This is a genomic window from Fuchsiella alkaliacetigena (genome assembly GCF_023227765.1).
Lineage (GTDB): Bacteria > Bacillota > Halanaerobiia > Halobacteroidales > Acetohalobiaceae > Fuchsiella > Fuchsiella alkaliacetigena.
On the sequence record NZ_JALKBZ010000032.1, the window covers coordinates 22033 to 32637 of the forward strand.

General features: G+C 38.3%; 11 protein-coding genes. 1 reads left to right on the top strand and 10 read right to left on the bottom strand.

Going from position 1 to position 10605, the window contains the following annotated elements; translation table 11 throughout:
• Window positions 1-30 precede the first annotated feature (30 nt).
• The 5 genes from carA to pyrR form a co-directional block, all read right to left on the bottom strand.
• Complete coding sequence (gene carA, locus MWH30_RS09625; protein ID WP_248663866.1) at window positions 31-1104, bottom strand: glutamine-hydrolyzing carbamoyl-phosphate synthase small subunit; 1074 nt, start codon at window positions 1102-1104, stop codon at window positions 31-33.
• 92 nt (window positions 1105-1196) lie between these two features.
• A complete protein-coding gene (gene pyrF / locus MWH30_RS09630) occupies window positions 1197-2165 on the bottom strand; it encodes an orotidine-5'-phosphate decarboxylase (protein ID WP_248663867.1) in 969 nt (322 codons plus the stop codon).
• Between the two features lie 458 nt (window positions 2166-2623).
• Window positions 2624-3910, bottom strand: coding sequence for a dihydroorotase (locus MWH30_RS09635; RefSeq protein ID WP_248663868.1), 1287 nt, complete (start codon window positions 3908-3910; stop codon window positions 2624-2626).
• Window positions 3891-4832, bottom strand: coding sequence for an aspartate carbamoyltransferase catalytic subunit (locus MWH30_RS09640; protein WP_248663869.1), 942 nt, complete (start codon window positions 4830-4832; stop codon window positions 3891-3893). The genes MWH30_RS09635 and MWH30_RS09640 overlap by 20 nt, the downstream gene beginning before the upstream one ends.
• Before the next feature lie 219 nt (window positions 4833-5051).
• Entirely contained in the window at window positions 5052-5597 is a 546-nt protein-coding gene (gene pyrR, locus MWH30_RS09645; RefSeq protein WP_248663870.1) for a bifunctional pyr operon transcriptional regulator/uracil phosphoribosyltransferase PyrR, read from the bottom strand.
• Between the two features lie 306 nt (window positions 5598-5903).
• Here pyrR and MWH30_RS09650 point away from each other — a divergent pair, with 306 nt between their 5' ends.
• Entirely contained in the window at window positions 5904-6107 is a 204-nt protein-coding gene (locus MWH30_RS09650; protein ID WP_248663871.1) for a ferredoxin, read from the top strand.
• Between the two features lie 119 nt (window positions 6108-6226).
• Here MWH30_RS09650 and MWH30_RS09655 read toward each other — a convergent pair whose 3' ends face one another.
• The 5 genes from MWH30_RS09655 to MWH30_RS09675 form a co-directional block, all read right to left on the bottom strand.
• Window positions 6227-7150 carry an RluA family pseudouridine synthase gene (locus MWH30_RS09655; RefSeq protein WP_248663872.1) on the bottom strand — a complete coding sequence of 308 codons (924 nt, stop codon included), beginning with the start codon at window positions 7148-7150 and terminating at the stop codon, window positions 6227-6229.
• 3 nt (window positions 7151-7153) lie between these two features.
• A complete protein-coding gene (lspA, locus tag MWH30_RS09660) occupies window positions 7154-7597 on the bottom strand; it encodes a signal peptidase II (RefSeq protein WP_248663873.1) in 444 nt (147 codons plus the stop codon).
• Between the two features lie 92 nt (window positions 7598-7689).
• Window positions 7690-8322 carry a TraR/DksA C4-type zinc finger protein gene (locus MWH30_RS09665; protein WP_248663874.1) on the bottom strand — a complete coding sequence of 211 codons (633 nt, stop codon included), beginning with the start codon at window positions 8320-8322 and terminating at the stop codon, window positions 7690-7692.
• 61 nt (window positions 8323-8383) lie between these two features.
• On the bottom strand, window positions 8384-8698 hold the full coding sequence (locus MWH30_RS09670) for a DUF5665 domain-containing protein (RefSeq protein ID WP_248663875.1): 315 nt from the start codon (window positions 8696-8698) through the stop codon (window positions 8384-8386).
• A 588-nt stretch (window positions 8699-9286) separates the two neighbouring features.
• Window positions 9287-10444 carry an aminotransferase class V-fold PLP-dependent enzyme gene (locus tag MWH30_RS09675; RefSeq protein ID WP_248663876.1) on the bottom strand — a complete coding sequence of 386 codons (1158 nt, stop codon included), beginning with the start codon at window positions 10442-10444 and terminating at the stop codon, window positions 9287-9289.
• Window positions 10445-10605: the final 161 nt, after the last annotated feature.

Consider the following 10605-nt stretch of genomic DNA (forward strand, 5'->3'; position numbering starts at 1 on the left):
TAGCCTCCCCAATTTTTTTATATGAAACCATTAATTATTTTCCATCATCTCTATAAACTCTGCAAATAAATAGTGTGAATCTTCTGGCCCTGGTGAAGCCTCAGGATGATACTGTACTGAAAAAGCCGCTAAGTCTCGATGTCTAATCCCTTCAATAGTATCATCATTGAGATTTCGATGGGTAATCTCCACCTCAGCCTGATCGAGTGATTCAGCTTCGATAGCAAAGCCGTGGTTTTGAGCGGTAATATAAACTCGTCCCGTCTCCAAATCCTGTACGGGATGATTAGCTCCTCGATGACCAAATTTTAGTTTATAAGTAGTAGCTCCTAAAGCCTGAGCTAATACCTGATGGCCTAAACAGATCCCGAAAATAGGCACCTCTCCTAATAGCTCCTTTACCGTTTCCACTGCGTAAGGAATATTTTCCGGATCTCCCGGGCCGTTAGATAGCATAACTCCTTGCGGCTGATGAGCCAATATTTCTTCAGCACTAGCATCAGCAGGCACCACTACTACTTCACAGCCTTCTTCCTTTAAAGACCTAATAATATTCTCCTTAGCTCCATAATCCACTAAAACAACTCGATAATCAGCACCATCTAGCTGATACACCTCATCAGTAGTCACCTTACTTACCAGATCACGATCTGAAAGTCCCGGTGCTGCCTTAGCCTGCGCCACTAGCTCTTCTTTACTAGCCTGTTCAGTAGTAATAATCCCCTTCATTACTCCGGAACTTCTTAGCTTTTTAGTTAGGGCCCGAGTATCTATCCCACAGATTCCCGGAATATCGTTTTCCTTTAAATAGTTATCTAACTTATCCAAAGAACGCCAATTACTAGGTTGAGCACAAAACTCCTTAACCACAAAGCCTTCCACATGCGGCTGATAAGACTCTATATCCTCTTCGTTGATTCCATAATTACCGATTAAGGGGTAAGTCATCGTCACAATTTCTCCCTTATAAGAAGCATCAGTTAAGATCTCCTGATAACCGGTCATGCTAGTATTAAAAACTACTTCTCCTCCAGCACCTTGTTCAGCACCAAAGCTCTGACCTACAAATACTGTTCCATCTTCTAAAACTAATTTTGCTTCCATAGTAACCTCCTTCTTTTTTAAATGATAGATGATAATAATTATACCTTTATGAACTTGAATTTATCTATTATCTATCATCTGTCATCTATACTTTATCCTCTGCTTTTCCATGGTAGTTTATCATATTTAGCTAAAGTACTATTAATATCCTCGCGCATAGCCTGCACCGCTGCCTCGGCTACCTGTTGATACTGAGCCGAAGTATACTCCTCCTGCCAAGGCTGACGATTATAAGCAAAGATAATCCCTCGAGCTGAATTAACTATAGCTCCATAACCATCCTCATTAAAAGCCGGAACTACATCTTCAGCTCCTCCACCTTGAGCTCCATAACCAGGCACTAAAAAGTAGCTTGCTGGCATTAACTCGCGCAGTCTTTCAGCTTCCTGGGGATAAGTAGCACCTACAACAGCCCCTATAGCAGAATAACCACAGTCACCTATGCTCTCAGCTCCCCACTGATTAACTAACTCCGCCATTACTTCATAAATCTTCTTTCCTTCTACCTCTAGATCTTGTAATTCTCCCGCCGAAGGATTAGAAGTTCTAACTAACACAAAAATCCCTTTTTGATATCTATCACAAACATCAACAAAAGGCTTAATTCCATCACTGCCCAAATAACCATTCACCGTCAAGGCATCAGCTTTAAAACCCAAATCCGACTCCTCAGCAAAGCTAACCTCACCTAAATGACCCGCTGCATAAGCCTTAGCTGTAGAACCAATATCGTTGCGCTTAGCATCGCCGATTACCAATAGTCCTTTTTGTTGAGCATACTTAATAGTCTCTTCGTAAGCCTTAATTCCCTCAAAACCATACTGTTCATAAAAGGCAATCTGAGGTTTAACCACCGGTACATAATTCTCTACTGCATCTATAATACCTTTATTAAATTTTAGCAATATTTTGCCTACCGCTTCCTTTGATTGACCATATTTAGCAATAATCTCTTCTTTAACCTCAGTTGGTATCTGTTCCAACCTAGGATCTAAGCCTACACAAACAAAGCTTTGCTTTTCATCTATTGCTGTCTGCAGCTTATCAATGAAGTTTTTCATCCTACTCCTCCCTTATATAGACAGGTTATTTTAAATCTTTATTTTTAAAACAATTTCGGTCTATTGCTTCGTTCAGAGGACAGATGATAGATGATAAAGGATAGATTAAAAAGATAAAGTTCAAGATCTATTTGACACAGCGCTCCGTAGGAAGTGCCCTTGGGGTGACTAAGTTCCGACTAAAATCTGACAAGACCTTAAAAATATTTAAAACCTTAGTTCAAATTTGATTTATACTCTATTTCGTAAGTTCCAACAAATTTATAAAAAGTTCAAATTATTATCCTAAACTTTAATTAAACTTGGATTCGGCAAGTAACTTATTTAGATTAAATTTAGTTTTAAACTTATCCCTTAATGTTTAGTCAGAACTTAGTCAGATTTTAGTCTGTGTCAAATAGGTTTTAATCTTTTAAACTTTATCTGTCCTCTATCCTCTATCCTTTATCAACTGAACTTTAAAGCACTTGACCATCCTTCATTACCAACTCACCATCTACAATAGTAGTTACCGCCTTACCCGTTAAAGTCCGCCCTGCAAAAGGAGAGTTTTTACCTTTAGAATAAAATTTATCAACATCTACTGTATACTCAAACTCTGGATCAATAACAGTCACATCAGCAACAGCTCCTACTTCTAGCCTTCCCTTATCTAAACCTAAAATATCCGCTGGCTTAACGGTCAACTTTTCTACTAACTGACTCCAACTCAAAAGCCCAGGCTGTACTAACTCAGTAATTAAGACCGACAAAGCAGTTTCTAAACCAGAAATTCCAAAAGGAGCATTGTCATATCCTACATCCTTTTCCTCCCAAGCATGGGGAGCATGATCAGTAGCAATAGCATCAATAGTGCCCTCAGCTAAAGCTTCCTTTAAGGCAGCTACATCTTCAGCACTACGCAAGGGTGGATTAACCTTAGTGCTAGTATCAAAAGTGGTAATAGCTTCGTCAGTTAAAGCTAAATGATGCGGAGTTACTTCAGCCGTTACCGATACCCCTCGTTGCTTAGCAGCTTTAATTAACTCCACAGCTCCTTTAGTGCTAACGTGGGCAATATGCAAATGAGTATTTGTCAATTCAGCTAACTTAATATCTCTAGCTACAATTATATCCTCTGCTACAGCGGGAATAGGTTCTAAACCAGTTACTGTAGAGTAGTAGCCTTCATTAACTACTCCTTCTCCCACTAGACTTTGATCTTCGCAATGAGTAATCACCGGTAAATCAAAAGCTTGTACATACTCTAAAGCCGATTTCATTAATTGAGAGTTCATTACCGTCTCTCCATCATCAGAAATAGCTACTATTCCGGACTTTCTCATAAAGCCGATCTCCGCTAGCTCTTCTCCGGCTAAATCTTTAGTTATGCTGCCAATCGGAAAAAGATTCACTTTAGCCTCGGCTGCTCTATTTAAAATAGACTCCACTACCGAAGCATTATCTACTACTGGATCAGTATTCGGCATACAAGCTACCGAAGTAAAACCACCAGCTACAGCACTCTCACTTCCCGTCTTAATGGTCTCTTTATGTTCAAAGCCGGGCTCTCTAAAGTGAGCATGCATATCTATTAAACCTGGAGTAACAACTTTATTATTAGCCTCAATTATCTCCGCTTCTTGATCCTCTATCTGCGCAGCTATCTGCACAACCTCACCTTCAGCAATTAAGATATCCAACTGCTCATCTACTCCATTAACAGGATCAATAACCCGTCCTTCTTTAATTAGTAGTTTCTTCAATCTGCTCACCTCCAGTTAATAGATATAACAGCGCCATTCGCACAGCTACTCCATTAGGAATTTGGTCTGTAATTACTGATTCTTCACCATAAGCAACCTCCGGAGCAATCTCTATTCCTCGATTCATGGGCCCGGGATGCATCACCGTCACCCCATCGTTAGCTAACTGCAAGCGTTCTTGATTCATTCCGTACAGCTCAGTATACTCTCTCAAGCTAGGTAAAAAACCGCCTTCCTGTCTTTCTAATTGAATGCGGAGAATATTCACCACATCCACTCCTACTAAAGCCTCTTCTAAGTCATAGTAAACCTCGACTCCCATCTTTTCAATCTCTGGCGGAATCAAAGTCGGCGGGCCCGCTACTCGTACTTCAGCTCCTAACTTCTTTAAGCCCCAAATATTAGACTTAGCAACTCGACTATGTTTAATATCACCCACAATCAATACCGTCTCTCCAGCAATCTTACCTCGTTTTTCGCGAATAGTGTACATATCCAATAAACCCTGGGTAGGATGCTCGTGAGCTCCATCACCGGCATTCAAAACAGCTGCGTCAATAGTCTCAGCCAACAGCTTCGGCGTACCCGGGATTCCGTGACGAATAATCACCGCTTCAGCTCCCATAGCCTCCAAAGTTTTAGCCGTATCTACCAAGCTTTCTCCTTTAACCACACTACTCATCGAAATTGATAAGCTCATCATATCAGCACTCAAGCGCTTTCCAGCTAAGTCAAAAGAAGACTTAGTCCTAGTACTAGGTTCATAAAAAAGATTGATAATAGTCTTACCCCTTAAGGTAGGTACCTTTTTAACCTGACGAGTAAATATCTCCTTCATAGATTCAGCAGTATTCAGTATTAAGTCTATTTCCTCACCTGTCAACTCCTCTAAACCTAAAAGCCGCCTCCTATTAAAGCTCATCTTACTCCTCCTTAAAAATCATTTTTCTTTTTAAATCTCTTATACTCTCTATTTTCACCTAAGCTAGTCCTTTGAATTCAAAAGAACTATTCTACAAGGGCTTGAACTTTTTATCCATAAAAAAATCCCTAATACCCAACAGGCATTAAGGAGGCAAGTCTTAAGTACAGACCTTTAACCACCCTTATCAGCCTCGCTGGACTAACTTAAAGGGAGTTGTTATTGTTTATCCTTTTTTTGTAAAAAAACCATATCCTCACCGTCAGTTTCCACAAGTTTTACATCTATCAATTCTTCCTTAGCAGTAGGTACATTTTTACCTACATAATCAGCCTTAATAGGTAATTCGCGATGACCACGATCTATTAAAACAGCTAATTGAATAACTTGCGGTCTTCCTAAATCTACTAAAGCATCCAAGGCAGCTCTAACAGTTCGACCTGTATAGAGCACATCATCAACTAAAACTATCTTTTTACCGGTAACATCGAAAGAAATCTCCGTTTTATGAACTACTGGCTGTTGAGCAATAGTAGTTAAATCATCTCGATAAAGAGTGATATCTAAAATCCCTACCGGTACTTCTGCTCCTTCAATCTCAGCTATTTTTTCAGCTACTCGCTTAGCTAAGGGAGCTCCTCTAGTTCTAATTCCAATCAAGGCTAAATCTTGTAACCCCTTATTCTTTTCCAATATCTCATGGGCAATTCTGGTTAAAGCTCTCTCAATCTCCTCAGTATTTAAAATTTCCTTTTGATAATCCATTGGCATTCCCCCTGATGGATAAAATAAAAAAACTTCTCACTAGACATAGCAAGAAGGTCGATAAATAAAATGGATCTATAAAAGATCTATTTACCCCCTTCCTAGCCTCGCTGGACTAATTTAAAAGGGCTGTATCTAGTTTTTAACTAAATGCAGTCTAACACATATTAAGCTTATTGTCAATGCTTAGAATTCAAATTAATCGATAATTTTAAAAAATTAGCAGTTTAAAAACAAAATATTTCAACTTATAAAAATCCTAATTTTACTGATACTAACTATAGATATAGAAAGGAGTGAACTGCTTTGACTACAAGAACCATCACCCTAGAAGTAGATCCTGAGCTATGTATCAGTTGTGGACTATGTATAGAAGAGTGTCCAGCTGTCTTTGATTGGAATGACGAAGACCAAGCCGAAGCTATCGTCGATCAAGTACCAGAAAAGGTACAGGAAGATGCTCAAACAGCTAAAGAAGTCTGTCCGACCGACGCTATCAAAGAAGTTTAATTTTTAATTAAAAAAGAGCTCTGAACTGTGAGCTATGAGTGATGAGCCAGTTCAAAACCATAAGACAAAGTGGTTTTGGGCTTAGCTCATAGCTCATAATTCATAACTATCAAATTATATTAAGTATTTTCTTTTAATTCTTTTAATATTCCTTCCATATCTTCAGGCAACTGAGCTTCAAATTCCATCCACTCTTCCTTAATTGGATGCTTAAGCCCCAATTGGCTAGCATGCAATAACTGCCTTTTAGCTCCCAAAGACACTTTATTATAACCATAGGTCTGATCTCCAACTATAGGATGTCCTAGATACTCCATATGCACTCTAATCTGGTGAGTACGGCCTGTTTTTAGTTCTAATCTTAAGTAACTATAGTCTCCAAAACGCTCCAGTACTTCAAATCTAGTGATTGCTTTCTTACTATTTCGGCTGGTAACAGCCATCTTCTTTCTATTTTTAGGATCTCTACCGATAGCAGCATCGATTTTAGCTCGCTGATGCTTTACCTGCCCTTCTACTAAAGCTAAATAAACCTTCTTCACCCGCCGTTCTTTAAAGTCTTCTACTAATTGCCGATGAGCTAAATCACTCTTAGCCACTACCATTACTCCCGAGGTATCTTTATCCAATCTATGCACAATCCCTGGTCTAATCTCTCCTCCAATTCCAGCCAGATTATCACAGTGATATAGTAAAGCATTAACTAGAGTACCACTGCTATGCCCAGCCGCTGGATGAACTACCAAATCTGCACTTTTATTCACCACTACTAGATGCTGATCCTCATAGATAATATCCACCGGAATATCTTCAGCTACTAAGTCAGGCTCCTCCAGCGGTGGAATCGCTACTTTAATTGAATCCTCTAACTGCAGAGTATAACTGCTTTTTTTAGCTGCTCCGTCAACAGTTACTTGTCCTTCATCTATCAACTTTTGAATATAGCTTCGCGATAATTCTTCAATATTCTCAGCCAAAAACTTATCTAATCTCTGGCCTTGATTCTCCTGCTTTTCAACTATAAATGTGTATTCTTCACTCATAACTTACCACTCCACTTCTTCTAAAACAAAGGCCCAATAAAAAAAGAGCCCTACCCCAATTACTATAGCAGAATCGGCTATATTAAAAACAGGCCAAATTCTAAAATCAAAAAAATCAATTACATAGCCCCATCTAACTCTATCAATCAAATTACCTACTGCTCCTCCAAAGATCAAGCCTAAACTAATATTAATCAATAATCCTTGTTCTTTAACTCGATTATAAAAAAATATTAATACTGCCATCAAAACTAAAGTTATTAAAATAAAAAAGATTCTTTGGTGAGGAAGAATTCCAAAAGCAGCTCCATGGTTTCTAACATAAGTTAAATGAAAGATTCCCTCTACAATAGGTAGCGATTGGTGAAGCTGTAATATATTAGTGATTATCAGCTTAGTCAGCTGATCTAAAATTAAAATTAATAACGCTGTAGTTAAGGTCAACATCTAATCTACTCCTTTGCCAACTTTTTAAATCCATCATTTATTTTAGCATAGATGGATTAAAAAAACAAGAAGGAGGCTTAATCTCTTTATTATCACCCATTAATAATCTCCTCTTCACTAATTTTCTCCTCTTCACCAACTATTCCTTGCTCTTCATCAGTACCTACATAAGCCCCATCCTGCTCTTCAGCTCCCGGAATATCGCTTGGAGTATTGACAGTTCCAAAACGCGCTACCGCCTGCCAAGCATCCTCACCATCAAAGTTAACACTATCCTGACCATCTAAAAAGGTCCTTCCAAAAGGCGGAGTTAAGCTTTCCTCTTCTACCGGCCGATCTACAGTCTCTTCATCTCTATTTCCTTCTTCAGCCTTTTTACAGTCAAAACAATAGGTGGTGTAAGGAATACTATCCAATCTTTCTTCTCTAATATCTTCACCACAGACTTCACAGTTCCCATAGTCGCCCTTCTCTAGCTTAGCTAAAGCATAATCTATCTTTTTCAAAAACTGCAAGCTATTATCCTGCAAGCCTAAATCCTTTTCTCGTTCAAATGTATTACTTGCTTGATCTGAAGGATGATTATCATAACTAGAAAGTTCACCTGTACTTTCTTTAAAATTCAAAGAGAACTCTTCATCCTGCAAACTATAAAACTGCTTTAATAGCCCTGCTTTTTCTATCAATAGTTCTTGCTTATAATGTTCTTGCTTTTCTTTTTTCATGTTAACCTCCTGTTGTTAACTCGGCTTTTGTGAATAGTCTGCACGGGCTAAAATCATTTATTCAGAGATGCTGCTGAACAATGATAACTATTCTAGCAATATATTCACCAATTACAGGTAAATTCAATTCAGCTGCTCTAAATAAAAGGGATAAAAAGATAGCACCGAAAAGAGTCATTCCTATAATAACTCCTAAACCTCTAGCTAAACCAGCTAAAAAATTTATATAAATCATTCGTTTTGGAGATCGAACAGTCTCAATATAGTCTGCTATTCCAAATTTATGAAAGCCTTCTATTAGTTCTTCTAAAAGATTTTTGAGTTCTGTTAATTTTTCTTGGTCTATCACCTCTTCATCATCAGATTCATCTTTCATAGTATTCTCCTTTCGAAGTAGCTATTAAACAATATTGTTATATTGTTGCGTTCACGATATAGCTATTAACAAAAGCCTGAGCTAGTTGATATGTTTCAACCACTTGCCGTTCAGTCGGCCTCCGTGCCTCCTTCACTCTCAAAAATAGCCCTCCCGGCGTCCCTGCCTCCGGGCTATTTTAAGAGTCGCTCTTTGAAACATATCAACTTGTAGGTTTTCGTTATCAGCACGGCCAAATGGGTGTTTATAAGCAGCATTAAAGTTTATTTTTTGGTACTTCTTGACGAATCGGAGCTCAAACAAAAGCTGTTTTAGCTAATTTTTCTAATTAAAATTAGCTTGCTTTTATTTGAGTGGAGATGAGTCTTAGAAGTACTAAAATAAACTTTTCTAGCGTTGACGCGAAGCTAATCATTACTTTGGAAACACCCATTTGGCCTCCCACGTTCAACGCAACAATAGACCGATAATTTCTTATTCTTAGAATTTGAACTTAACTATAAACTATACACTATTAATTATTAACTACACTTTTTATATTATATTAACTTGCCCAAATTTTATTCCTAAACATCTCTAAATACAAAATCAATACTCTTTTAAAATCTGCTCTAGGCTGGCTAAGGTATAGTCTATCTCAGCCGGAGTATTAAAGTAACCAATACTAAAACGCAGAGTACCTTCCGGAAAAGTTCCTATTGTCTTATGAGCTAAAGGCGCACAGTGCAAACCAGAGCGAGTCATAATTTCATATTCATCATCTAGAATAAAACTTAACTCTCCTAAATCTACTCCTTCAACAGTAATGGAAACAGTAGAAGTCTGTTCTTCTATACTTCCCGGGCCCTGAATACTAACTCCTGCTAAACTCTTAAATCCTTCAATAAGCCGTTTCGTTAAATCCAACTCATGCTCTCTGATAGTCTTTAAGCCTTCCTTTTTAATAAAATCCACTCCTGCTTTTAAACCAGCTAAGCCCATAGTATTAAGAGTACCACTTTCAAACTTATCCGGTAAAAAATCAGGCTGATACTCCCGATCAGAAATGCTACCGGTTCCTCCTTCAATCAAGGTATCCATTAACTTTGCTGCCTCTTTGCTGATCACAAAACCTCCAGTACCGGTAGGCCCTAATAATCCTTTATGCCCTGTAAAAGCTAAAACATCCAAATCTAAATCACTAAAGTTCAAATCATAAACTCCTGCTGTCTGCGCCGTATCCAAAATATAAAGCAGACCTTCTTGCTTAGCTAAGTTAGCTAATTCAGCAATGGGTAATAAAGTACCCGCTACATTGGAAGCATGGGTAGTTACTAACAGTTTGGTATTTTCTTGAATAGCCTCAGCCACCTGCTCAGGGCTGATCATTCCTTGTGAATCAGCAGCAATATAGTCTACCTCAATTAGTCCTGCCTTTGCTAAGTCCTGTAAGGGTCTAACTACGGCATTATGCTCCATTGAAGTAGTAATCACGTGATCACCACTCTCTAAAAATCCTTTTAAAGCATAATTAAGAGCATGAGTCACATTATGAGTAAAAACTACCTGTTCTGGAGTAGCTACCTCAAAAAGTTCAGCTATACTCAGCCTAGTCTCCAAAACCAGTCTTCCGGCTGCTAAAGAACACTCATAGCCACCTCGGCCTGGACTACAGCCTATCTCCTGATAGTAATCATTAATAGCTTTCAAAACCGATTCTGGCTTATCACGCGAAGTAGCAGCATTATCTAAATAAACCTCTTTCATTTCTTTCAACTCCTCCGTCAACAAAGTCTCAAGTTTACTGTTATATATTATATGTCGGTGCATTGTATAATTAAATGCACAAGATGATTTAAATATAAAGATGACACATACCCAAACCTCATATATAATGTTAACTGACGAGAAAACATTTAAGGAGGTAT

Excerpts from the sequence above, each read along its gene's own strand:
- carA (WP_248663866.1), bottom strand. The coding sequence starts at position 1,104 with ATGGAAGCAAAATTAGTTTTAGAAGATGGAACAGTATTTGTAGGTCAG.
- MWH30_RS09655 (WP_248663872.1), bottom strand. The coding sequence starts at position 7,150 with ATGAGTGAAGAATACACATTTATAGTTGAAAAGCAGGAGAATCAAGGC.
- MWH30_RS09670 (WP_248663875.1), bottom strand. The coding sequence starts at position 8,698 with ATGAAAGATGAATCTGATGATGAAGAGGTGATAGACCAAGAAAAATTA.
- MWH30_RS09665 (WP_248663874.1), bottom strand. The coding sequence starts at position 8,322 with ATGAAAAAAGAAAAGCAAGAACATTATAAGCAAGAACTATTGATAGAA.
- pyrR (WP_248663870.1), bottom strand. The coding sequence starts at position 5,597 with ATGGATTATCAAAAGGAAATTTTAAATACTGAGGAGATTGAGAGAGCT.
- MWH30_RS09640 (WP_248663869.1), bottom strand. The coding sequence starts at position 4,832 with ATGAGCTTTAATAGGAGGCGGCTTTTAGGTTTAGAGGAGTTGACAGGT.
- MWH30_RS09675 (WP_248663876.1), bottom strand. The coding sequence starts at position 10,444 with ATGAAAGAGGTTTATTTAGATAATGCTGCTACTTCGCGTGATAAGCCA.
- pyrF (WP_248663867.1), bottom strand. The coding sequence starts at position 2,165 with ATGAAAAACTTCATTGATAAGCTGCAGACAGCAATAGATGAAAAGCAA.
- lspA (WP_248663873.1), bottom strand. The coding sequence starts at position 7,597 with ATGTTGACCTTAACTACAGCGTTATTAATTTTAATTTTAGATCAGCTG.